Genomic DNA, 21,953 nt, shown 5'->3' on the forward strand with positions numbered 1-21,953 from the left:
CCATCTTATCGGCGGCACGGAGACACTGGACAGCCGTTTGGAGCTGTTCGGCGGACCGGCGCAGCCTGGCCGCGGCGTCGAAGCGGATGCTGATCCCGTGGCGAAGGCCACGTCCAGATCCTCTCCCAATCGGAGCTCGCCATGTTCGGAAAATCGCTATTCGTTGTCGGCAAACGCGGTACGCCCCCGCATCGGGCCGGACGCCTGGCGGCGCTGTGTATCGCACTGGCCTGCGCATCGCCGGCACTGGCCCGCGATGCGCAGGCGCCGCTGGTGTTCAAGCCCTACGCGATGGAGACCAAGGGCAATGGCACGATCGCGACCGAGGAAGCGTTTCTGGAGGTGCCGCGCAGACACAGCCAGCCCGACGGACCGCGCATCCGTCTGCGCGTGGTGCGCCTGCCCGCGACCGGTGGCGACGGCCGCAGCGCACCCGTGGTCTACCTGGCCGGTGGCCCGGGCGGCTCCGGCTTCGGGACGGCGCTGGGACCGCGCTGGCCGGTGTTCGACCGTATCCGCCGCGAGACCGATGTGCTGCTGCTCGACCAGCGCGGCACGGACTTTTCCGACATGCCCCCGGAATGCTCGCACGCGCATCGCTTCGACGACGCCCAACCGCTGCAGCGCGAGGCCGCGCTGGTAGCGCTGCGCGCAACCGCCGTCAGCTGCATCGCCGAATGGCGAAACAGCGGCGTCGACCTGGCCGCCTATACCACGGCCGAAAGCGCCGACGACATCGAATCCCTGAAGCGTGCGATGGGCCTGAAGCGCATCAGCCTATGGGGAATGAGCTATGGCACGCATCTGGCGCTGGCCACCGTGCGCCGACACGGCCCAAGCCTTGAGCGTGTGGTGCTGATGGGCTCCGAGGGGCCTGACGATACGATCAAGTTGCCGTTGGCCGCGGATGCCTTGTTGGCGGATCTGGCCGTCATCGCCAAGAAGGACGGTTTCGACGATCTGCAAGGATCGGCCCGACGCGTGCTGGAAACGCTGCGTCGTCAACCGGGCCAAGGCAGCAGTTCCAAGCACGGCGGCAGAAAAGTCACCATCGGCGAGTACGACGCGAAGCTGGCGATCGCCATTGCGCTGGGCCGACGCTCCACTCAGCGGATGCTGCCGCTGATGTTGCGCGAAGCCGAAGCAGGCGACTATGGCCTGCTGGCGAGCTTCGTCCTGATGGTGCGCGAGGAACTGGGCGGATTCCGGGCCATGCCGCTGGCGATGGATGTGGCATCCGGCCAGAGTCCCCAGCGCCGCGCGTTGGTCGAGGCACAGGCGCGCGAAAGCATGCTCGGCGACGCCTTGAACTTCCCGTTCCCGGAACTCGCCGACGGCCTCGGACTCGTCGATCTGGGTGAGGCATTCCGCGCACCGCTGCGCAGCGATGTACCGGTGCTTTTCGTCAGCGGCACGCTGGACGGCCGCACACCGCACGCCAACGCGCAGGCGCTGCGGCCTGGCTTCAGCCAGGGCAAGGAATTGCTGGTTCGCGGCGCCAGCCATGACAACGAGCTGTGGCTGGGCAACGCGGGCATTGCCGAGAGCATCGCCAACTTCCTCGCCGGCCGGCCGATCGCCGATGAAGTGCTGGACGTGCCGTTGCCGGTGTTCGTCACCAGCAAGTCCGAGCTGTAAGCGTTCGAAGCGCCGCCGGGGCAGCCTGGCGGCGTTGAACGCAACCGCTTCCAACGCGAAGACGACGCAAATGCTCCTCGAGCGCTGTCCGCTCGGAACTCGCAGTGGCTACAGGAACTTCTGGCCCGCCGATCACGACCAATGACTGCCCGCTTGCTCTCTGTGGGAGCGACCGCAGCGGTGAGAACGGACTCTGCCTTGGGCCATCGGGCCTGAACGGCGCCGTCAAGCGGCCGGCGGCGGGGCGGCATTCACCGCCCACTGCGCGGCGAACGCGCGCTGATAGGCGGGCCGTGCTTCGCCGCGGGCCACATAGGCGGCCAGGCTCGGGAACTCGTCGAGCAAGCCCGACGGCCTCAGCCGCAGCAGCACCGACACCATCATCAGGTCGCCCGCACTGAACGCACCGTCGAGCCAGTCGGCATCGCCCAGCCGCGCCGCCAGCTGCACCAGCCGGGCGCGGATACGGTCCATCACCAGCGGCAGCCGTTCCTGCGCCCAGGGCTTGTCGCCTTCCTGGAACTTGACGACGACGATATCGAGGATCGGCGGTTCGACGGTATTGAGCGCGGCGAACATCCAGGCGATCGCGCGCGCCCGCGCATTGGCGTCGTCCGGCAGCAGGCCCGGCCGGCTTTGGGCGAGATGGAGGACGATCGCGCCGGTTTCGAACAGGACGAGGTCGTCCTCCTCCAAGGTGGGAATCTGGCCGAAGGGATGCAGGCGCAGGTGCGCGGGCTCCTTCATGTCGCGGAACGACACCAGGCGAACCTCGTAAGGCTGCCCCACTTCCTCCAGCGCCCAGCGCACGCGCGTGTCGCGCGCCAGGCCCTTGCCCCCGTCGGGCGATCGTTCGAAGGCGGTAATGGTGATGGTCATCGGCGTGCTCCTGGTGGCATGGGGGAGATTTGGCTGCTTACACCATGGCGACGAACAGGCGGACCCGAATTCGACATGAGCCCGGGAAGGATTTCGCACACATCGGCCCTCAGCTTCGACCTGGATCGCCCTCGCCCCGCGATAGTACGGTCAGGACGCCTGGGCGCCGGTGGGCGGCGACTCGGCCGTTGACCTTGAGTCTGGGCCGCTGGACTATCGATCCGTGCCCCGCTCCCATCAGCAATCGACGCCGGCGTCGCCCATCCGTCCTTCCCGGCGCGATTCAACCCAGCTCCAGGAGACCTCATGACCATCAAGCGCATGGACAACGTCGGCATCGTGGTGGACGACCTCGACGCCGCCATCGAGTTCTACACCGAACTGGGCCTGGAGCTCGAAGGGCGTGCTCCCATCGAAGGGGCTTGGGCGGACGGCGTCACCGGCCTGCGCGACATGCGCGTCGAGATGGCCATGATGCGCACGCCGGACGGCCACAGCCGGCTCGAACTTTCCCGATTCCTCGCGCCGCCCGTGATCGCCGATCACCGCAACGCTCCGGTGAACGCGCTCGGGTATCTGCGCGTCATGTTCACCGTGGTGGACATCGACGACACGCTCGCCCGGCTGCGCAAACGCGGCGCGACGCTGGTCGGCGAAGTGGTCCGGTACCAGGACGTGTATCGGCTTTGCTACATCCGGGGGCCCGAGGGGATACTCATCGGGCTTGCGCAAGAGCTCGGGCGATAGAAGCCGGTCGAATGCCAAATCGAGCGATCTTGAAGCGGCGTCAATCGGCACGGCCCTGCTGAGCGCGATACCTGGCACTAGTTCCGACCGCAAGGCCCCGCCGGTCATGCGCAGCTTCGGGCATGCCGCACGCAAGCCTCGCGCGACAAGCCTAATCGCCGGACCGTACAAGACCTGGCCGGGCGCGGTCTCACGCGGCAGTTAGTCGCCAGCCGCTGTGGCAGGCGTCGTCGTGTACTCCACGCAAGACCGCGGTTCAAGCCATGCGCGCTTCGGAACCGATCGTCAGGCGCCGTTGTCGCGGTCGTTGCGGTACTGATCGCTGATGCGGGGTCCGGCCAGGGCCTGAGCATGCCGCTTCTTTTCGCGAGAGACGCTGAAACAAGTGCCGGCGATGGCGACGACGAGCACGATGGGCCAGACGAGGACCCCAACGATTTGGCCTGCCCGGTAGGACGAGTCGACGTCCGTCCCCATCATGCCTCCGATGACGCCACCGGCGATCACGCCGACTATGGCCGCGGCGAAGAACCACTTTACGAACGCAAGCAATGCGTGCCCCATCACAGCCCCCCGTCGGCGTGGAATACGGGGGGAAGTCTGGTCTCGACGGAGGAAACGTGTCAATGCGATGCATTTGGCACAGGAGCTGTGCGAAAGCCAGTGGCTGCCGAACGGTGAATAGACGTTGGAGTCGGCTTTTAGAAAGTTGACCCCACCCTGCCCCCTGTTTCGGCGATGCCGAACTGGCGCGTGGGCGGATTAACAGTCCGCCGCCCCCTCGGACCGGCGGACTCATTTGCGAAGCCCTACCCCACTGGTTAGCATCCTTGCGCGGTGCCGATGGGGACAGCCACAGCACACCCGGCGCCGTAGGGCTTTCAAAACTACGCATACAGGGGGATGTATGAATCGGATTTTGATCGTAACGGCCTTGGGGTTGGCCGTGTTTTCCGGACAGGCTGCGGCGGGTGAGCCGGTGTACGGCGTCGACAAGGACCTCGGCGTCGCTCTGGAAAAGAGCGTCGCCGCCGTCGAGAAAGCCGCCATCGCGCACGGCACCTGCGTATCCGCCTATCCGTCGCTCGACACCTGTGAGGAGTCGGCGAAGTTCGCGGGCTATTTCCAGTGCAAGGCCATCCGCGCCAACCACAAGGGCAGCTGCGCCAACAAGCCTTCGGACCTGGACAATCTGATCAAGGCGGCGAACGGCCTGAGCGGCCCGGCCGCCAAAGCCTTCTTGGCGGGAGGCCAGTGATGAACGCCAGAAAGCCGAAGGCGATCGCACCGCTCCTCTTGGGGACACTGCTAGCGCTGTCATTGCCAGCCTATGCCGGCGTCGTCGTGACCGGCGATGGCGCTACGCTGGAAGAAGCGATGGCCGCCGCCACCCGCAATGTCGAGGCCGCCGCCAAAGCGGCGAAGCGCTGCGTGAGTACGTACCCGAAGCTCGATACCTGCGTGCAGTTGGAGAACGGGATGTTCCGCTGTCGCGGAGTTCGCGCCAAGCACAAGGGCAGTTGCAACTAGGCGCCACGCGCGCCAGCTCTGCTCCAGGCCCATCGTTGGATTTGCAGCGGCTCGGTCACAGCCTTGACCGAGCCGCTTTTGTTTCGCCCCAATGCCAACCCGCCGCGGGCCAGGTACGCCGACGCGAAGCGTTCCATGAGGCGATAGGCATCGCGCAAGGATACGAGGCGATCGAAGGCGTGATCTGTCAGTGCGGGTGGGAGCATAGGGTGGGCTTACCAAGCTTTTGAAGGCGACGGCTTCCCGAACGCATCATCCACATCCGATTAGACGGGCTCGCAGATATGTTTCGCCGCGTCGCCCAGGGCGTTCATGGCGTACTGCATCGCGGCGGCGGCCTGATCGGCCGGCTTCGGTGCGACGAACGAGAGGCGGATCTTCACTATCCTGCTGGGCGACTCGCCTATCCACAGAACGGTGCCGACGTCCTCGTTCTCCTTGGTCCACCGGTAGAGCCCCAACTGCCCAGGGGCGGGGTGACCCGCCAAGACGATCTGCGCAAAGTTGCGCGTAACGATTTCCATGCCTGGATGCGCCGCCACGATTTCGGTTTCGGCCCCTCTGAATTCCGTTTCCACGCTGGCGGACCGCGATTTGTCCATGAGGTATACCGTCAGCGCGGTCCGGTAGGGGCGCGCGTTATAGCCGAAAATTTTCCCCAGGCGATCCCGGCGCAGCGCGTCGTGATCCTCTTTCGAGAAGCTGAAGGCCTCCAGATCGCCGATGCGCACAGGAAAGCACGCGCTTGGAACCGGCTCCGATTTGGCTTCGCCTACGAACGTCACACCGGCCGCGCCACACATGGCGAACGCCATTACCCAACGTCTCATCGCTTCCCCCCGACTTTTCATGCATTGACAGGCATCTCGCCCGCGTCAGCGACGATCAACCTCTACTGCAGGACACCTGCACTTCGCCCTGCGCGTCCATCGAACCCAACGGGATCGTGACCATGCTCCGCCCGTCGAACCGGAGGATGCGCTTTGTATCCGAGTTCTTGCGGGCTCTCATGGCATCCAACGTGGCCTGCCCATGGGCGACCGTGAACGCGGGATGGTCGGAGGAAAGGAACTTCGACGAGTTGAACCGGACTTCGATCAAGTCGCCTTGCAGCGACCAGGTGCCGGTGTTGCGGGTTTCGGTGCGGATTTGCAGGCCTTCACGGGTGTAGGTGACGAAGCTGTGCTCGGTGAAGTAGCCGTTGTCGGAGTAGACGCGACGGTCGATGGTCGAAGCCGAGAGGTCGGGGCCGGGTGTTTCGTAGGGGCCGCAGGTCCAGGCGCCGACGATGTCGGGGGCCTGGGGAGCGGCTAACGCTGCAAGTGGGAGCGCCAGCCCTAGCGTGAACGACAGGAATCGAAAACGCATGGGAGCTCCTGGATGGATTGGGTGGTGCGTTCTGGGAGTGTAGCGACAGGGTGATGCGATTGGCGGCGGCGCGGGGGTTATGAAAGTTCCGAGGCGGGCCTGAGGCTCGGCTTTGGTTTAGGCGGACGGTGGGGCAAGAGCAAATCCTCCCCAGCCCTCCTTTTTCAAAGGAGGGGGCTAGAAGCGCCAAGCGGGGGATCGGTGTTTTTGCGGCAGGTGGGGTTCGTGGTCGCGGCTTGCGCCGCTCCTACCCGGAGGTCGGGAGGGGCAGGACCGGGACACCTACCTTTGGGCCCGACTTTGTTGCTCCCCTTCCGCACCGGCACCCCATCTGCCGGGCTGAGCTTTTCTGATAATCCCGCCGTCAACCCGCTCCCGAACGCTGGATCCTCAGAGGGCGTTCCACTGGAGCCGACTTTCCGGTGCCGTACTCGAAGCGCAGTTCGCGCATGCCGTCCTTCACGTCGGGCAGGAGCGGCTCCGCGCTGGCACACCCGTCGTAAAGCCGCCCCTGTAGCGACAGGGCAATGGCCTGCGTATCGGCCGCCGTGGGATGCGACGGGTCGCGCGCGACGACGCGGCCGGGCAGTACCCATGCCACCGCTACGCCGTTGAGCGACGAAGTGATCAGCGCCTTCTCCGGCGGTTTCGCATCCTTGGCCAGGGCTTCGATCGGCGGCGGCGACCAGCAGTTGCCTGTGCTGCTGATCTGCAGCCGCGGCAGCATGCTCTGCGCGAACTGTTCCAGATCCTGGCGCAGTTGGGCGCGCGTGTGCTTCGCTGCTTCGGCGCTGTAGCGAAACTTGATGGCGTACATGCGGTCGACGGCGAACATCATCGCCGAGCTGAGCGCCTTGCCGTCGCGCACATAGGCGAAGTCGACGGCGTAGACGGTGATGTCATCGGCCTTGGCGCCGTGCGTGGCCTTGCCCTTGGCTCTTGCTTGGATCGGCACAGCAAATGCCTTCAACGCCGTCATGTCCTGCGGACCCGTCATCGTCTTTCCCCAAGCATCGAGTAGGTTCTGGCGCTCGACGCCGGCCATCTGCGCAACTTCCGCGTCGGTCAGCACGCCGACCGGGTAAAAGTAGACGTCGATCCAACCCTGTTTGTCACCCGCCCGCTGGAAGCGAACGGAGGCGCCGGCTTCCTGCGTGTCGTAGCGCTGTTCGCCCCGCATCTCCCACCCCTCGACCTTGAGGGGATATACCACGTGCGATTCACGCAGGAAGCCGCCTAGGAACGGCTGCTTGGACGGTCTGGACGCATCGACAGGGCCGTCGGTAGCGGAGGCGCTGTCGCATTTCTTCTCCACGATCGGCGCCAAATACGCACGTAACCTGCCCGCGTCCCGCTTCGCGATCAGCGCGTCGAGGTGGGGCGCCCTCGCCTTCGCGTCCTTGGCGAGGAACGCGGCATACGCGCGCAGCGTGCTTTCGACCGCGGCGACCTGTTTCGACAACTCATCGGATTTCGCGCCGTTTTCGACTTGGAACGCGGCGTTTCCGTAAATCGACTGCAGCAACAATTCACTGGTATTGGGTACCGTGTCCCCGTCCGATTTGACGAGATCGAGTACGTCGCAAACATTGACGACGTAATCGGGCGTCTCGTCCGCCCATTTCGTCAGCCATTGGCGGAGTTCACGCGCCTCGGCGCTATCAGGCGATGTCTCAAGTGCGCGCGTGTAGCGCACGACCCTGGCGGCATCCGATTCCAGCGGCGCGGCGGTTGCGGCAGTCGGCGTCTGCGCGCCAACGACCGCGGACACGAAAAGCAACGAAAATGTCAGCCCGACGTTCAGAACGGCGCTGCGCACTACCCGTGATGCCATTTTTCTAGTCCTTTCCGTCGCGCGTTGCGACCCCCTACCAGAAGGTTATCAGCGGATACGCCGCTGTAAGCTTCGGCCCACAGCATCGACATTCGCATCGTCGCGCAGCACCAAAAAAAAGGGCTTGCAGGCCGAGATCGCGCTGCAAGCCCTTGATTTTTATGGTGCCGGAAATAGGAATCGAACCTACGACCTACGCATTACGAATGCGCCGCTCTACCAACTGAGCTATTCCGGCGGTGTTGCGGGCCCTGGCCTTGCGGCGTGGGCGTCCGCGGGCGGGCCGCGGGGGTGTGAATTGTAGGGTTGGGCACCGGGGCGGGTCAATTCAGCCGGGCCGTAAGGCGCCCTGCCCGCTCCCGGCCTCAGCCGACCAGCCGTAGGCGCAGTTCCTTGGGCAGGGCGAAGACCATGTCCTCGGGCTCGCCGTCGAGCTCGTTGACGCGCTGCGCGCCGAGTTCGCGCAGGCGCTCGATGACGCCGCGCACCAGCACTTCCGGGGCGGAGGCGCCGGCGGTGATGCCGATGCGCTTGCGGCCCTTGACCCATTCGGGGTCGATCTCGACCGCGCCGTCGATCAGGTAGGCCTCCACGCCCTCGCGCTCGGACAGCTCGCGCAGGCGGTTGGAGTTGGAGCTGTTGGGCGAGCCGACCACCAGCACCAGGTCGCACTTCGCGGCCAGTTCGCGCACGGCGTCCTGGCGGTTCTGGGTGGCGTAGCAGATGTCGTCGTGGCGCGGGCCCTGGATGGCCGGGTACTTGGCGCGCATGGCTTCGATCACGCTGCGGGTGTCGTCCACCGACAGCGTAGTCTGGGTGGTGTAGGCCAGATTCTCGGGCTGGTCGACGTCGAGCGCGGCGACATCGTCGGCGTCCTCGACCAGGTAGATGCGGCCGGAGCCGGCTTCGCGCCGCCACTGGCCCATGGTGCCTTCGACTTCGGGATGGCCTTCGTGGCCGATCAGGATCACGTCGCGGCCGGCGCGGCAGTGGCGGGAGACTTCCAGGTGGACCTTGGTGACCAGCGGGCAGGTCGCGTCGAACACTTTCAGGCCGCGGCGCTCGGCTTCCTCGCGCACGGCCTTGGACACGCCGTGGGCGCTGAAGATCACGGTGGCGCCGTCGGGCACTTCGTCGAGTTCTTCGACGAAGATCGCGCCGCGGTGCTTGAGGTCGTCGACCACGAAGCGGTTGTGCACGACTTCGTGGCGCACGTAGATGGGCGCGCCCAGGGTCTCGATCGCGCGTTTGACGATCTCGATCGCGCGGTCGACGCCGGCGCAGAAACCGCGGGGATTGGCGAGCAGGACGTCCATGGGCCGATTGTACTCCTGCCCTAGCCCTTGGGCTTGGCCGGGGGTGTCGCGAACAGGCCGACCAGGGCGATCCCGACCGCGCCGGCCACGATCGCCGAGTCGGCCAGGTTGAAGGCCGGCCAGTAGTGCTCCTGCCAATGCCACTGGATGAAATCGACCACGTGGCCGTGCAGCAGGCGATCGATGACGTTGCCCAGGGCGCCGCCGATCACCAGCGCGTAGGGCAGCGCGGTCTTCCAGTCGCCGCGCGCGGTGCGCCGCAGCCAGGCCGCGAGCAGGCCGCTGATGGCCACCGCCAGCACCACGAAGAAGTACTTCTGCCAACCGCCGGCGTCGCTGAGGAAGCTGAAGGCGGCGCCGGTGTTGTAGGTGCGGTACCAGTTCCAGACGCCTTCGATGACCGGGATGGCGGTGTACTCGGGCAGCGAGGACAGCACCCAGGCCTTGCTGAGCTGGTCGAGCACGATCACCACGACCGAGACGATCAGCCAGGGCAGCGCGTTCTTGCTGGGGAGTTGCGACATCGTGTTGCGCTCCTGGTTCCGGCGGGGCCGGAAGCCCGGTGAAGAGGTCCGCGGGGGACCCGGTGATTCGGCTATCGCTCCGCATCGGGTCGACGCGGAGCGGATGAGGGACGAGGGTTCAGAACCAGCGACGGTCCTCGCCCGCGCCGGCGACGTTGTCTACGCAGCGGCCGCACAGTTCCGGATGCGTGGGGTCGCTACCGACGTCGGCACGGTAATGCCAGCAGCGCACGCACTTGCTCTTGGCGGTCGGCGCGGCGGTCACCGCGATGTCCTTGATCGCATCGTCGGCGACGATTTCGACGTCGCCGCTGATGAACAGGAAGCGCAGCTCGTCGGCGAACGGCGCCAGCCAGTTCTGATCGGCGACGCCGCAACGCAGCGCGATCTCGGCCTCGAGCGCGGCGCCGATCTTGCCTTCGGCGCGCATCGGTTCCAGGGTCTTGCTGACGTCGTCGCGCAGGGCCAGCAGGCGGGCGAAGTCCTCGGCCGACAGCGGCGCCTCGTCGGACAGCAGGGCCAGGCCGTCGTACCAGGTAGTGAACAGCACGTTGCCTTCGCGCGCGCCCTGTTCGGTGTTGGCCGGCAGGTGGCGCCACATCTCGTCGGCGGTGTAAGCCAGGATCGGCGCGATCCAGCGCACGAAGGCCTCGGCGATGCGGTACATCGCGCTCTGCGCCGAACGGCGGCCGCGCGAGTTCTCCTGCATCGTGTACAGGCGGTCCTTGGTCACGTCCAGGTACAACGAGCCCAGGTCGACGCTGCAGAAGTTAGACAACGCCTGCACGATCTCGGCGAAGTCGTAACGCTCGTAGGCGGCGGCGATGCGGTCCTGCAGTTCGGCCGCGCGATGCACGATCCATCGGTCCAGGGCGACCATGTCGCCCAGCGCGACCAGATCGCGCGCGGGGTCGAAACCGCTGAGGTTGCCGAGCAGGAAGCGCGCGGTGTTGCGGATGCGGCGGTAGACGTCGGCGTTCTGCTTGAGGATCTTGTCGGAGACCGTCATCTCGTTGCGGAACTCGGTCGAGGCCACCCACAGGCGCAGCACGTCGGCGCCCAGGGTGTCGGTGACCTTGTCCGGCGCGAGCGCGTTGAACATCGACTTCGACATCTTCTTGCCGTGTTCGTCGACGGTGAAGCCGTGGGTCAGCACCTGCCGGTACGGCGCCACGCCGTCCATCGCCACGCCGCTGAGCAGCGCGCTGTGGAACCAGCCGCGGTGCTGGTCGGAGCCTTCCAGGTACAGGTCGGCGGGCTTATGCAGACCGTCCTGCGGACGCTGCGCGAGCACGCACTCGTGGCTGGTGCCGGAGTCGAACCAGACGTCGAGGATGTCGTTGACCTTCTCGTAGTCCGCGGCTTCGTCGCCCAGCAGTTGCTCGGCGGTCATCGCGTACCAGGCGTCGGTGCCCTCGCGTTCGACCGCGTCGGCGACCTGACGCATGATCTCGCCGGTGCGCGGATGCGGCAGCCCGGTCTCGCGATGGAAGAACAGCGCGATCGGCACGCCCCAATAGCGCTGGCGCGAGATCGTCCAGTCCGGACGGCCCTCGATCATGTTGTAGATGCGCGCCTCGCCCCAGCCCGGCACCCAGGACACGCCGCCGATCGCGGCCAGCGCGTCGCGGCGCAGGCCGGCCTGCTCCATCGAGATGAACCACTGCGGGGTGGCGCGGAACACCACCGGCGTCTTGTGCCGCCAGCAATGCGGGTAGCTGTGCTTGATGCGGCCGGCGGCGAGCAGCGCGCCGCGCGCGCGCAGCACCTCGACGATGACCGGATCGATCTTGAAGATGTGCTGGCCGGCCAGCGCATGGCCGTCGGCCGGCGGCGTCGACGGCAGGTACAGGCCGCGCGCGTCGACCGGATTGATCTGGGCGGCGCTGTAGCGCTCGATCAGGCCGTACTTCAGGCCGACCGCGTAGTCCTCCTGGCCGTGGCCGGGCGCGGTGTGGACCGCGCCGGTGCCGGCGTCGACGGTGACGTGGTCGCCCAGCAGCACCGGGATCTCGCGCTCGTAGAACGGATGCTGCAGGCGCAGGCCCTCGAAGGCGACGCCCGGCTGCGGGCCCCACTCGCTCGCCTGCACGCTCGCGCCCTGCTTCAGCGCGTCGCGGTTGGCCAGCGTGGTCAGGAAACCCGCGGTGAGGTCGTGCGCGACCAGCAGGTATTCGGGGCGCTGAGCGTCCTCGCGGAACAAGCCTTCCGCGCCCGCCTCCAGCTTGACCAGCATGTAGTTCACTTCCGGGCCCAGCGTGACCGCCAGGCTGGCCGGCAGCGTCCACGGCGTGGTGGTCCAGATCGGCACCGACAGCGGCGCGCCGTCGTCGGCGATGCCGAAGGCGTCGAACACGCGCTTGCGGTCCAGCACCGGATAACGCACGTAGATTTCGGTGGATTCCTTGTCCTGGTATTCGATCTCGGCCTCGGCCAGCGCCGAGCCGCAGTCGAAGCACCAGTGCACCGGCTTGGAGCCGCGCACCAGGTGGCCGCGATCGACGATCTTGGCCAGCGAACGCATGATGTCCGCCTCGTAGCGGAAATCCATGGTGCGATAGGGGTTGTCCCAATCGCCGGTCACGCCCAGGCGCTTGAAGCCGCGGCGCTGGATGTCGATCTGGCTGGTCGCGTACTCGCGGCACTTGGCACGGAATTCGGCGGCGTCGAGCACGCGTCCGTCGACGGTGCTGCCGACCTTGCCGAATTCCTTCTCGACCTTGTGCTCGATCGGCAGGCCGTGGCAGTCCCAGCCCGGCACGTAAGGCGCATCGAAGCCGGCCAGCAGCTTGGACTTGACCACAATGTCCTTGAGCACCTTGTTGACCGCGTGGCCGACATGGATCTCGCCGTTCGCGTACGGCGGGCCGTCGTGCAGCACGAAGCTGCGCTCGCGGCCGCCGGTCTTCTCGCGAATTCGCTGATACAGGCCTTCGCTCTCCCAGCGCGCCAGGGTTTCCGGCTCGCGCTTGGGCAGATCGCCACGCATCGGGAAATCGGTCGCCGGCAGCAGCAGGCTGGCCTTGTAGGCGTTGCCGGGGGCGGGTTGGCTGGGGTCGTTGGTCACAGCGGGTCTCAGGCAGTTTTCTCGGCCGCGTCGGCGGCCCGAGCTGGCGACGTAGACGCACGTCGAGGGTCGTGGTGCGGAAGTTCGGTGTGCATCGGTTGCAGCGAGCGGCGCTGCGCATCCAGCACCAGCAGCTCGCGCGCCTGGGCGGCGTCGCGGTGCATCTGCTGGGTCAGCGAAGCCAGATCGGGGAACTTGAGCTCGGCGCGCAGGTGGGCGACGAACTCGACCTCGATGCGACGACCGTACAGGTCGCCGTCGAAGTCGAACAGATGCGCTTCCAGCAGCGGTTCGACGCCGTCCACGGTCGGACGCGTGCCCAGGCTGGACACCGACGCGCGCGGACGCTCGCCGACGCCGTGCACCCAGGTCGCGTAGATCCCCGACAAGGCCGGGGTCTTGCCGCCGAAGCGCAGGTTGGCGGTCGGGAAACCCAGGGTGCGGCCGAGCTGCTGGCCGCGCACCACGCGCCCGCCGATCGCATAAGGGCGCCCGAGCAGGCCGGCGGCGGCGGCGAAGTCGCCGGCCAGCAGCGCGGCGCGGATGCGGGTGCTGGAGACGCGTTCGCCGTCGTGGTGCACGGGCTCGATCTCGTGCGCCTCGAAGCCGCACTCCTCGCCGAGCCGGCGCAGCACGCCGATATCGCCGCCACGGGCCTTGCCGAAACGGAACTCGGGGCCGACCCAGACCTCGCGGGCGCCCAGGCGCTCGACCAGCACGCGGCTCACGAAGGTCTCGGCGTCCAGGCCGCTGAGGCGGGCGTTGAAACGCAGCAGGCCGACCTGGTCGGCGTCCAGCGCGAGCAGGCCCTCGGCCTTGGCGCGCGGCAGCAGCAGGCGCGGCGGCGGCGCCGACGGGGCGAAGAATTCGCGCGGCAGCGGCTCGAAGCTCAAGGCCACCGCCGGCACGCCCAGCGCGTGCGCACGCGCGACCGTGTGGCGCACCAGCGCGCGATGCCCGAGGTGCAGGCCATCGAAGGCGCCGATGCAGACCACACTGCCGTGCGGGCAACGGGGCCCGCCCTCGACGTCACGAAACAGCCTGCTCATGGGATTGCGTGGGGGACCGGCTCGAAAGGAGCGTTCAAAAGGATGAATCAGGAAGTATAGCCGGCGCGGGCGACTCTCAAGCCGCCTGCGCCGGACTCAGTGCCCGCGCAGGTCGCGCGGGCGGATGCCCTGTAGCCACAGCATCGCGGCGTAGACCGCGCCGCCTGCACCCACCGTCACCGCGAGCTTCCAGCCGCGCTCCCACCACGGCCACGCGGTCCAGCCCTGCCACAGCCACAACAGGGCCAGCACCACCGCGCTCATCGCCACTGCGGCCACGCCGATCTGGCGCAGAAAACGGCCCCAGCCGGGCTGGCGCGCATAGACCCGCGCGCGCCTCAGGTACCAGGCCAGTTGCAGCGCGTTGACCCAGCCGGCGATCGCGATCGCCAGCGCCAGGCAGGCATGCGCGCCGGGCACGTAGCCCAGGGCTTCGCGCAGATGCCCGCCGCTGCGCAGCAGCGCGGCCTGGCCGGCCTCGGTGAAGTACAGCGCGCTCAGCAACAGGGCCACGGTCGCGACCAGGTTCACGATCACCGACACCACCGCCGATTTCACCGGGGTCTTGGTGTCCTGACGCGAATAGAAGGCCGGCGCCAGCACCTTCACCAGCAGGAAGGCCGGCACCGCGGTGGACTGCGCCATCAGGCTCAGGCGGATCATCTCGGTGTCGGTGGCGCTGAGGCGGCCGTACTGGAACAGGGTCGCGATCAAGGCCTCGGCGCACAGCACCAGGCCCAGACAGGCCGGAATGCCGATCAGCAGGCACAGCCGGAAACCCCAATCCAGCCCCTTGGAAAAGCCCTGCGGATCGGTCGCGGCGTGGCGCTTGGACAAATGCGGCAGGATCACGGTGCCGATCGCGACGCCGAACATGCCCAGCGGGAATTCCAGCAGGCGGTCGGTCAGATACAGCCAGGTCACGCTGCCGGCGATCAGGAACGAAGCCAGCGCGGTGTTGAGCAGTAGATTGAGCTGGGCCACCGAGGAGCCGAACAAGGTCGGCACCATCAATCGCATGATCTTGCGCACGCCCGCGTGCGCCCCGCCCCAGCGCGGCCGCGGCAGCAGGCCCAGCTTGGACAGCGCCGGCAACTGGAACACCAGTTGCAGGATGCCCGCCACGAACACGCCCCAGGCCAACGCCAGCACCGGCTCCAGGCCCAGCGGCCGCATCAGCGGCACCGCGCACACCGCGGCGGCGATCATCGACAGGTTCAGCAGCACCGGCGACAGCGCCGGAATCGCGAAGCGCTCATAGCTGTTCAATACCCCGCCGACCAGCGAGGCCAGGGAGATGAACAAGGCGTATGGGAAGGTGATCTGCAGCATCTGGGTGGCCAGGCGGTACTGCTCGGTGCCCGGCTCGAAGCCCGGCGCGAACAGCTGCATCACCCAGGGTGCGGCCAGCACCACCGCCGCGGTCAGCACCAGCAAGGCGGCGGTCAGGGTGCCGGTGACCCGGTCGACCAGTTCCTTGACCGCGGCGTGGTCCTGCTTTTCCTTGTACTCGGCCAACACCGGCACGAAGGCCATCGAGAACGAGCCCTCGGCCGAGAGCCGACGCAGGAAATTCGGGATCCGGAACGCGATGAAGAACGCGTCCATGGCCGGGCTGGCGCCGAACTGCCAGGCGTAGACCTGGTCGCGGACCAGGCCGGAGACCCGCGAAATCAGGGTCATGGCGCTGAAAACCACCGAGGAACGCAACAAACCGGCCTTGCTCATCGCCCGCCCCCGGCCATTCCCGCGGCGGCGCCTGCCCAGTTGACGCAAGTCACTGAATCGGCCATACTTTTGGGTCTGATTTTCCGCAATTGCATTTTTGCACCCAGTTCCATCACAGCTTTCAACCAAATTTTCCAGGAAACCACCCGTGGCAAACATCAAGTCCGCCAAGAAGCGCGCCAAGCAGACGGTCGTCCGCAATGCCCGTAACGCCAGCCAGCGTTCGATGCTGCGTACCGCCGTGAAGAAGGTGCTGAAGGCCCTCGGCGAGAACGACGCCGCCGGTGCCAAGTCCGCGTTCGACGTCGCTCAGCCGATCCTCGACCGCTTCAGCTCCCGTGGCCTGATCCACAAGAACAAGGCCGCGCGCCATAAGAGCCGCCTGTCGGCCCGCATCAAGGCGCTGTCCGCCGCCTGATTGCGACGCGATTGCGGTTAGCGCCGCAGCAGCATGCGAAAACCCGGCTTCGGCCGGGTTTTTGCTTTTTGCGGGCAGGCGATTCACGACGCACGCGGCCGCGCTTGCGGAAACATTCGCGACGGAGCTTGCGCAGCGTGCATGTTGAGGCATGCAGCGCATCGTCGGCGCCGCGCGTGAAGCGAGCAAGAAGCGTTGCGCGCCCTCGCCTCGCGCGGCGACGGCGCGGCCGGCGATGCGCGCGGCCAAGTGCGGCGCGCGACGAGCGCCGCTTAGGGTCGAAATTGAACGCCGAGCCCGCGGCTCAGGGCGCATGTTCGCCGGCGGCGTTCGCGGCTTCCAGCGCCTCTTCGCGCTGACGGTCGAAGAAGGCCATCACGTCCAGCATGATCGGCCAGGTGCCGTCGCGGCCGATCGCCGAGACCAGGTACCAGCGATCCTTCCAACCCAGTTCGTCGACGATCGCCTGCGCCGCGGCCTGCTGCTCTTCTTCCAGCAGCAGGTCGGCCTTGTTGAGCACCAGCCAGCGCGGCTTGGCCAGCAGTTCGGGATCGTGCTTGGCCAGTTCGCGCTCGATCGCGCGCACCTGCTCGGCCGGGCTTACGCCCTCCACCCCGCCTTCCATCGGTGCGATGTCGACCAGGTGCAGCAGCAGACGCGTGCGCTGCAGATGGCGCAGGAACTGCGCGCCCAGGCCGGCGCCGTCGGCGGCGCCTTCGATCAGGCCCGGAATGTCGGCGATCACGAAGCTGCGGTGCGCTTCCACGCTGACCACGCCCAGATTCGGATACAGCGTGGTGAACGGATAGTCGGCGACCTTGGGCGTGGCCGCCGAGACCGCGCGGATCAGGGTGCTCTTGCCCGCGTTCGGGAAGCCGAGCAGGCCGACGTCGGCCAGCAGCTTGAGTTCCAGCTTGAGTTCGCGCTGCTCGCCCGGCAGACCCGGCAGGGCCTTGCGCGGGGTGCGGTTGGTCGAACTCTTGAAATGCATGTTGCCCAGGCCGCCCTTGCCGCCGCGCGCGACCAGCAGACGGTCGCCGCTGGTGGTCAGGTCGCCGATCACCTCGTCGGTCTCGACGTTGGTGACCACGGTGCCGACCGGGACCACGATGACCAGATCGTCGCCGCCCTTGCCGTAGGCCTGCCGGCCCATGCCGTTCTCGCCGCGTTGGGCGCGGAACTGCTTCTGGTGGCGGAAATCGACCAGGGTATTGACGTTCTCGTCGGCGACCAGCCAGACGCTGCCGCCAGCACCGCCGTCGCCGCCGTCCGGCCCGCCCAGCGGGATGAACTTCTCGCGACGGAAGCCGATGCAGCCGTTGCCGCCGTTACCGGCGATGACTTGGATTTCTGCTTCGTCGACGAGTTTCATAGGAGCCGGGATTCGTGATTCGGGATTTGGGATTCGTAGAGCAAAAACGGGGCCACTGAGGATTGTAGCGGGAGCGGGAAGTCCGGGTTTTCGCTGTTGCGAATCCCGAATCCCGAATCCCCATTCCCGGCTTAGAAACGAAAAGCCCCGCCGAAGCGGGGCCCTTCGCGTACCGCGCGTCGCGCTTAGGCGACGACGCTGACGGTGCGACGCTTCTTCGGACCCTTGGTCGAGAACTCGACCTTGCCGTCGACCAGCGCGAACAGGGTGTGGTCGCGGCCGAGGCCGACGCCGGCGCCCGGATGGAACTGGGTGCCGCGCTGACGCACGATGATGTTGCCGGCCTCGATGGCCTGGCCGCCGTAGATCTTCACGCCCAGGTACTTCGGGTTGGAGTCGCGGCCGTTGCGGGTAGAACCTACGCCCTTTTTGTGTGCCATGGCTGCTGCTCCTTACTTGTTGTCGCCACCGGCGATGCCGGTGATCTCGATTTCGGTGTAGTGCTGACGGTGGCCCATCTGCTTGCGATGGTGCTTACGACGGCGGAACTTGACGATGCGCACCTTGTCGGCGCGGCCGTGGCCGACGACCTTGGCGGTGACGCTGGCGCCCTTGAGCGCGTCGCCGAGCTTCACACCTTCGCCATCGCCCAGCATCAGGACGGTGTCAAACTTGATCTCGCTGCCGGCTTCGACATCGAGCAGCTCGACGCGGAGCGTCTCGCCTTGCATCACGCGGTATTGCTTACCGCCGGTGACCAGTACTGCGTACATGACCGGTATTCCTCTGTAGTTATTTTGGTCGCTGCCGCACCCAATAGCGGGCGGACAGAAGCGGAATTGTAGGTGCTTCAGCGGGTTAGGGCAACTATCCCGGTCCGCCGGACGGCACTGCCCCGCCCCCGGGGCCGCCTGTCGCGGCCTTAACGCGTCTCATGCTGTAGTGAGCACGCTACGAAGGACCCCGTGGCCGCCCTTCCCCACGGGATCGCCGCATGTTCGAACATCTGCTGGACCAGGTCGGGAGCCGTCACGGCCTCAACCCGGACCAGGCCCGGCGCCTGCTGGGGGCCTGGCTGGACCGTATTTTCGACCCCGCCCGGGGCGGGACGGCGGGCTTCGTCCAGGCCTTCCGGGCCCAGGGGCTGGAGCCGCTGGCGACGTCCTGGATCGCCCCAGGCCCGAATCGGCCGCTGACCGCGGACCAATTGGAGCGGGTGTTCGGCGAGGCCGAGATCGCCGCCCTCGCCCGCGCCCTGGAGCTGCCCGCTGTGGCCGTGGCCAGCGCCTCGGCCGCGATTCTGCCCGAAGCCGTGGACGCCCTGAGCGAGGACGGCCGCTGGCGCGGTGGCCGCGCGGCGAGCGGCGAATCGAGAGGGCCCGGCCCTGACGAGCACGGGCTGCACACGCCGCCCATCGACGACGCGCCGCGCCCCGAGCCGCCCGCGCTCGAATCGATCGCACCGCAACCGATCCGCGACACCGCACCGGGACCGCTGCCTTCCGAGCCCGCGCCGCTGTATCGCGCGAACGACGGGCCGCCGCTGCCTTCGGCGAAATCGTTCGCGCGCCGCGCGTTGCCGTGGCTGCTGATCGCCGCACTGCTGATCGCATTGGCGCTGCTGTTGCGCGTTTAACGCGAAGCCAACGCGCCACAACGCGAATTGCGCCGCAATCGTGGGGCGACGCAGTTCACACTATCGACATGGCGTTCGCGCGCTGCGGTCGGCGCGATTCGCGCCTGCCGCGCGCCCGTTCGTGTTTGTGAAGAGCGGCATTTTTCGCAACGAATTCAGCATCGCATTCGATTTGCGGCATCGCAGGCGCATCCACGTTACATGCGGCGTTACATATCCGCGCATCGCCGGTGCCTGCTTTAGTCGTAGTGCATGCCACTTGCGCGCATCGCAGCGCTTGAATTAGCTTGCCATGGACGCGCCTGCAGGGGGTCGCGTCGGGATCGAACCAGCATGGATGCTGAGTCGCACGCAGCGCGCGCGACATCGGCGGAGATCGCCGGTTCCACACTCAGGGGGCCTCTGCATGCGACTGGAGTCATCCAGCCTTCCCGCATCTCACCGCGACGGCGAGCGCAGCGCGTGCGCGGCTCATTACCCTGTTTTGCACGATGCGTGCGCGCGCGTCGCAGCCACAGCGACGCCGCTACGCGAAGCTGCGTTCCTTCGTTCTAGTTCCCCCATTACCGCGACTGCGCGACGCCCCGGACGGGCGCCCGCGCGCAGCCTGCGCACCGAAGTCCCGCGGCGAGGAAAGATGCCATAGCCGCGGACCAGCGCCCGACGCTATCAGGGGATGCGTCGGGGATCATGAGCTACGAAATCAAGGATGTTTGTCATGACTCGCAAAGCACGTTCTATGAAATGGACCGCACTGGCCATCGCCACCGCGATCGTGATCGCGCCCGCGGCCTATTCCGGCGGCAAGCTGCCGACGGCCAACAAGACCAAGGTCTCGACCTTGTCCCCGCAGGCGGCGAAGGCGGCTAAGGAACAGCCGGCCCAATACGACCGCTACATCATCACCTTCAAGGGCACCAGCAACGCCAAGGGCGTCGCCGCGGCCAAGGTCGGCACCCAACTCGCCAGCGCGTCGAAGGCGCTGGGCCTGGGCATCGCGCCGATGCGCACGCTGGCCACCGGCGCCGCGCTGATCCGCACCGAGCGCAAGCTCGACAGCGTGGCCAGCAAGCAGCTGATGATCGAGCTGATGAAGGACCCGAACGTGCTCGCGGTCGAACCCGATCGTCTGCGCAAGCCGCTGCTGGTCCCGAACGATCCGGGTTACGCGCAGCAGTGGCATTACAAGAACGGCCCCGGCGGCATCAACGCCGAGCCGGCTTGGGACCTGAGCACCGGCGATGGCGTCGTGGTCGCGGTGCTCGACACCGGCATCACCCCGCACGCCGACCTGATCGGCAACCTGGTCGCCGGTTACGACTTCATCATCGATCCGGACGTTAGCGTCGACGGCGACGGCCGCGATGCCGACCCGAACGATCCGGGCGATTGGCACGACGGCGAATGCAACATCTTCGGCATTCCCGAGGACAGCAGCTGGCACGGCACCCACGTCAGCGGCACCATCGCCGCCTCGACCAACAACGGCGTCGGCGTGGCCGGCGTCGCGTTCGGCGCCAAGGTCCAGCCGGTGCGCGTGCTGGGCAAGTGCGGCGGTTACGAGTCCGACATCATCGACGCGGTGACCTGGGCCTCCGGCGGCACTGTCACCGGCGTGCCGGCCAACGCCACCCCGGCCGAAGTCATCAACCTCAGCCTCGGCGGCGGCGGTGCGTGCTCGGTCGCCGAGCAGGCCGCCTACACCGCGGCGGCCGGTCGCGGCACCACGGTCGTGGTGGCGGCGGGCAATTCCTCGGCCGATGCGGCCGGCTACTCGCCGGCGAGCTGCAACGACGTGATCACCGTGTCCGCGGTCGGCCCGACCGGCACGCTGGCCGGTTATTCGAACTTCGGCGCCGTGGTCGACGTGGCCGCGCCCGGCGGTTCGGGCGTCACTCCGGCGGCCGACAACATCCTGTCGACCTTGAACCTGGGCCTGCAGGGCCAGGAAGGCGACGGCTACGCCTGGATGGCGGGCACCTCGATGGCGGCTCCGCACGTCGCCGGCGTGGTCGCGCTGATGCAGGCCGCGGCGCCGACGCCGAAGACCCCGGCGCAGATCAAGAAGATCCTCGAGAACACCGCTTACGCGTCCGGCGGCTTCCCGAGCGGCTGCAACTACGACAAGCCCTGCGGCGCCGGCATCGTCGACGCCCGCTACGCGGTGGCCGTGGCTTCCGGCGCCGAAGCGCTGCCGGCCGATCCGCCGCCGCCGCCGGCGCCGGAACCGGCCACCCCGCTGTCCAACGGCGTCACCGTCACCGGCATCGAAGTGCTGGCCGGCGGCAACGTGCGTTACCAGCTGCTGGTGCCCAACGGCGCGTCCAACCTGTTGTTCGCCATGTACGGCGGCACCGGCGACGCGGACATCTACGTCAAGCGCGGCACCCCGCCGACCAACACCTCCTACGACTGCCGTCCGTTCAGTTCCGGCAACAACGAGAACTGCTTCTTCCCGGCACCGCAGGGCGGCATCTGGTACGTGACGATCAAGGGCTTCAGCAACTCCGCCGGCGTGTCGCTGTACCCCAGCTTCACCGACGCCAACTGGCCGCGCGCGGTCGAGGCCGAGGCGACCCCGCTCACCAACCACCGCACCCGCGTGGATCTGACCTGGCAGGCGGGCAAGCGCAACATCGACGTCTACCGTAACGGCGCGATCCTCAAGACCGTGCGCAACAACGGCGCCACCACCGATACCTTCCGGATCATCGGCACCGGCACCATGAGCTACAAGCTGTGCAATAACGGTACGCAGGAATGCGCCGACCCGGTGGAGATCGAGTACGCCTCCTCCAAGCGCTGATCGCGGCATGCAACACGGAGGGCCCGGCATGCCGGGCCCTC

The 21,953-nt window shown here is 67.2% G+C and carries 20 protein-coding genes and 1 tRNA gene; 7 read left to right on the top strand and 14 right to left on the bottom strand.

Annotation, left to right across the window (positions count from 1 at the left end):
• Positions 1-141: 141 nt before the first annotated feature.
• Positions 142-1,638 carry an alpha/beta hydrolase gene (locus ASD69_RS07660; protein ID WP_082576329.1) on the top strand — a complete coding sequence of 499 codons (1,497 nt, stop codon included), beginning with the start codon at positions 142-144 and terminating at the stop codon, positions 1,636-1,638.
• A 225-nt stretch (positions 1,639-1,863) separates the two neighbouring features.
• Here the strand turns inward: ASD69_RS07660 and ASD69_RS07665 are convergent, their stop codons facing one another.
• Positions 1,864-2,517, bottom strand: a complete 654-nt coding sequence (locus ASD69_RS07665) for a glutathione S-transferase family protein (RefSeq protein ID WP_056175902.1) — start codon at positions 2,515-2,517, stop codon at positions 1,864-1,866.
• Between the two features lie 306 nt (positions 2,518-2,823).
• Between ASD69_RS07665 and ASD69_RS07670 the strand changes: the two genes are divergently transcribed.
• Positions 2,824-3,264 (top strand): VOC family protein, encoded by a 441-nt coding sequence (locus tag ASD69_RS07670; RefSeq protein ID WP_056175904.1) that lies wholly within the window; start codon positions 2,824-2,826, stop codon positions 3,262-3,264.
• A 285-nt stretch (positions 3,265-3,549) separates the two neighbouring features.
• On the opposite strand, the gene ASD69_RS07675 is transcribed toward ASD69_RS07670, so the two are convergent.
• Complete coding sequence (locus tag ASD69_RS07675) at positions 3,550-3,828, bottom strand: hypothetical protein (protein ID WP_056175908.1); 279 nt, start codon at positions 3,826-3,828, stop codon at positions 3,550-3,552.
• 343 nt (positions 3,829-4,171) lie between these two features.
• Between ASD69_RS07675 and ASD69_RS07680 the strand changes: the two genes are divergently transcribed.
• Together ASD69_RS07680 and ASD69_RS07685 are read left to right on the top strand one after the other, a co-directional pair.
• Positions 4,172-4,522: a hypothetical protein gene (locus ASD69_RS07680; protein WP_157489555.1), complete on the top strand. Its 351-nt coding sequence runs from the start codon at positions 4,172-4,174 to the stop codon at positions 4,520-4,522.
• Positions 4,522-4,794 carry a hypothetical protein gene (locus ASD69_RS07685; RefSeq protein ID WP_057159611.1) on the top strand — a complete coding sequence of 91 codons (273 nt, stop codon included), beginning with the start codon at positions 4,522-4,524 and terminating at the stop codon, positions 4,792-4,794. The genes ASD69_RS07680 and ASD69_RS07685 overlap by 1 nt, the downstream gene beginning before the upstream one ends.
• A gap of 266 nt (positions 4,795-5,060) precedes the next feature.
• Here the strand turns inward: ASD69_RS07685 and ASD69_RS07690 are convergent, their stop codons facing one another.
• The 9 genes from ASD69_RS07690 to murJ form a co-directional block, all read right to left on the bottom strand.
• The gene (locus ASD69_RS07690) at positions 5,061-5,609 is read right to left on the bottom strand and encodes a hypothetical protein (protein WP_056175915.1); all 549 of its coding nucleotides are present in this window, start codon (positions 5,607-5,609) and stop codon (positions 5,061-5,063) included.
• 70 nt (positions 5,610-5,679) lie between these two features.
• Positions 5,680-6,162: a hypothetical protein gene (locus tag ASD69_RS07695; RefSeq protein ID WP_056175917.1), complete on the bottom strand. Its 483-nt coding sequence runs from the start codon at positions 6,160-6,162 to the stop codon at positions 5,680-5,682.
• A gap of 364 nt (positions 6,163-6,526) precedes the next feature.
• On the bottom strand, positions 6,527-7,996 hold the full coding sequence (locus ASD69_RS07700; protein WP_157499077.1) for a hypothetical protein: 1,470 nt from the start codon (positions 7,994-7,996) through the stop codon (positions 6,527-6,529).
• A gap of 162 nt (positions 7,997-8,158) precedes the next feature.
• Positions 8,159-8,234: transfer RNA gene (locus ASD69_RS07705), tRNA-Thr, on the bottom strand.
• A gap of 127 nt (positions 8,235-8,361) precedes the next feature.
• Positions 8,362-9,312, bottom strand: coding sequence for a 4-hydroxy-3-methylbut-2-enyl diphosphate reductase (gene ispH, locus ASD69_RS07710; RefSeq protein WP_056175923.1), 951 nt, complete (start codon positions 9,310-9,312; stop codon positions 8,362-8,364).
• A gap of 20 nt (positions 9,313-9,332) precedes the next feature.
• The gene (gene lspA / locus ASD69_RS07715; RefSeq protein ID WP_056175926.1) at positions 9,333-9,836 is read right to left on the bottom strand and encodes a signal peptidase II; all 504 of its coding nucleotides are present in this window, start codon (positions 9,834-9,836) and stop codon (positions 9,333-9,335) included.
• A gap of 118 nt (positions 9,837-9,954) precedes the next feature.
• A complete protein-coding gene (ileS, locus tag ASD69_RS07720; protein ID WP_056176717.1) occupies positions 9,955-12,825 on the bottom strand; it encodes an isoleucine--tRNA ligase in 2,871 nt (956 codons plus the stop codon).
• Positions 12,826-12,911: 86 nt separating this feature from the next.
• A complete protein-coding gene (locus ASD69_RS07725; protein WP_056175929.1) occupies positions 12,912-13,952 on the bottom strand; it encodes a bifunctional riboflavin kinase/FAD synthetase in 1,041 nt (346 codons plus the stop codon).
• Positions 13,953-14,048: 96 nt separating this feature from the next.
• Positions 14,049-15,680, bottom strand: a complete 1,632-nt coding sequence (murJ, locus tag ASD69_RS07730) for a murein biosynthesis integral membrane protein MurJ (RefSeq protein WP_056175930.1) — start codon at positions 15,678-15,680, stop codon at positions 14,049-14,051.
• Between the two features lie 148 nt (positions 15,681-15,828).
• Here murJ and rpsT point away from each other — a divergent pair, with 148 nt between their 5' ends.
• The gene (gene rpsT / locus ASD69_RS07735; RefSeq protein ID WP_056175933.1) at positions 15,829-16,098 is read left to right on the top strand and encodes a 30S ribosomal protein S20; all 270 of its coding nucleotides are present in this window, start codon (positions 15,829-15,831) and stop codon (positions 16,096-16,098) included.
• 304 nt (positions 16,099-16,402) lie between these two features.
• Here rpsT and cgtA read toward each other — a convergent pair whose 3' ends face one another.
• The 3 genes from cgtA to rplU all read right to left on the bottom strand — a co-directional run bounded on the left by cgtA (position 16,403) and on the right by rplU (position 18,243).
• Entirely contained in the window at positions 16,403-17,470 is a 1,068-nt protein-coding gene (cgtA, locus tag ASD69_RS07740) for an Obg family GTPase CgtA (RefSeq protein WP_056175936.1), read from the bottom strand.
• Positions 17,471-17,655: 185 nt separating this feature from the next.
• Complete coding sequence (gene rpmA, locus ASD69_RS07745; RefSeq protein ID WP_056175940.1) at positions 17,656-17,910, bottom strand: 50S ribosomal protein L27; 255 nt, start codon at positions 17,908-17,910, stop codon at positions 17,656-17,658.
• A 12-nt stretch (positions 17,911-17,922) separates the two neighbouring features.
• Positions 17,923-18,243: a 50S ribosomal protein L21 gene (gene rplU / locus ASD69_RS07750; protein WP_036113830.1), complete on the bottom strand. Its 321-nt coding sequence runs from the start codon at positions 18,241-18,243 to the stop codon at positions 17,923-17,925.
• Positions 18,244-18,464: 221 nt separating this feature from the next.
• On the opposite strand from rplU, the gene ASD69_RS07755 reads away from it, so the two are divergent.
• Positions 18,465-19,106 (top strand): YidB family protein, encoded by a 642-nt coding sequence (locus ASD69_RS07755; RefSeq protein ID WP_056175941.1) that lies wholly within the window; start codon positions 18,465-18,467, stop codon positions 19,104-19,106.
• 739 nt (positions 19,107-19,845) lie between these two features.
• The gene (locus ASD69_RS07760) at positions 19,846-21,912 is read left to right on the top strand and encodes a S8 family peptidase (RefSeq protein WP_056175944.1); all 2,067 of its coding nucleotides are present in this window, start codon (positions 19,846-19,848) and stop codon (positions 21,910-21,912) included.
• Positions 21,913-21,953 lie beyond the last annotated feature (41 nt).

Source organism: Lysobacter sp. Root604, assembly GCF_001427505.1.
In the GTDB taxonomy this organism is placed as follows: domain Bacteria; phylum Pseudomonadota; class Gammaproteobacteria; order Xanthomonadales; family Xanthomonadaceae; genus Lysobacter.

Coding starts and splice junctions, on each gene's coding strand:
- ASD69_RS07670 (WP_056175904.1), top strand. CDS start 2,824: ATGACCATCAAGCGCATGGACAACGTCGGCATCGTGGTGGACGACCTC.
- ASD69_RS07760 (WP_056175944.1), top strand. CDS start 19,846: ATGAAATGGACCGCACTGGCCATCGCCACCGCGATCGTGATCGCGCCC.
- ASD69_RS07695 (WP_056175917.1), bottom strand. CDS start 6,162: ATGCGTTTTCGATTCCTGTCGTTCACGCTAGGGCTGGCGCTCCCACTT.
- ASD69_RS07660 (WP_082576329.1), top strand. CDS start 142: ATGTTCGGAAAATCGCTATTCGTTGTCGGCAAACGCGGTACGCCCCCG.
- ASD69_RS07665 (WP_056175902.1), bottom strand. CDS start 2,517: ATGACCATCACCATTACCGCCTTCGAACGATCGCCCGACGGGGGCAAG.
- ASD69_RS07675 (WP_056175908.1), bottom strand. CDS start 3,828: ATGGGGCACGCATTGCTTGCGTTCGTAAAGTGGTTCTTCGCCGCGGCC.
- ASD69_RS07725 (WP_056175929.1), bottom strand. CDS start 13,952: ATGAGCAGGCTGTTTCGTGACGTCGAGGGCGGGCCCCGTTGCCCGCAC.
- cgtA (WP_056175936.1), bottom strand. CDS start 17,470: ATGAAACTCGTCGACGAAGCAGAAATCCAAGTCATCGCCGGTAACGGC.
- ASD69_RS07755 (WP_056175941.1), top strand. CDS start 18,465: ATGTTCGAACATCTGCTGGACCAGGTCGGGAGCCGTCACGGCCTCAAC.
- murJ (WP_056175930.1), bottom strand. CDS start 15,680: ATGAGCAAGGCCGGTTTGTTGCGTTCCTCGGTGGTTTTCAGCGCCATG.
- rpmA (WP_056175940.1), bottom strand. CDS start 17,910: ATGGCACACAAAAAGGGCGTAGGTTCTACCCGCAACGGCCGCGACTCC.
- rplU (WP_036113830.1), bottom strand. CDS start 18,243: ATGTACGCAGTACTGGTCACCGGCGGTAAGCAATACCGCGTGATGCAA.
- ASD69_RS07690 (WP_056175915.1), bottom strand. CDS start 5,609: ATGGCGTTCGCCATGTGTGGCGCGGCCGGTGTGACGTTCGTAGGCGAA.
- ispH (WP_056175923.1), bottom strand. CDS start 9,312: ATGGACGTCCTGCTCGCCAATCCCCGCGGTTTCTGCGCCGGCGTCGAC.
- ASD69_RS07680 (WP_157489555.1), top strand. CDS start 4,172: ATGAATCGGATTTTGATCGTAACGGCCTTGGGGTTGGCCGTGTTTTCC.
- ileS (WP_056176717.1), bottom strand. CDS start 12,825: ATGCGTGGCGATCTGCCCAAGCGCGAGCCGGAAACCCTGGCGCGCTGG.
- lspA (WP_056175926.1), bottom strand. CDS start 9,836: ATGTCGCAACTCCCCAGCAAGAACGCGCTGCCCTGGCTGATCGTCTCG.
- ASD69_RS07685 (WP_057159611.1), top strand. CDS start 4,522: ATGAACGCCAGAAAGCCGAAGGCGATCGCACCGCTCCTCTTGGGGACA.
- ASD69_RS07700 (WP_157499077.1), bottom strand. CDS start 7,996: ATGGCATCACGGGTAGTGCGCAGCGCCGTTCTGAACGTCGGGCTGACA.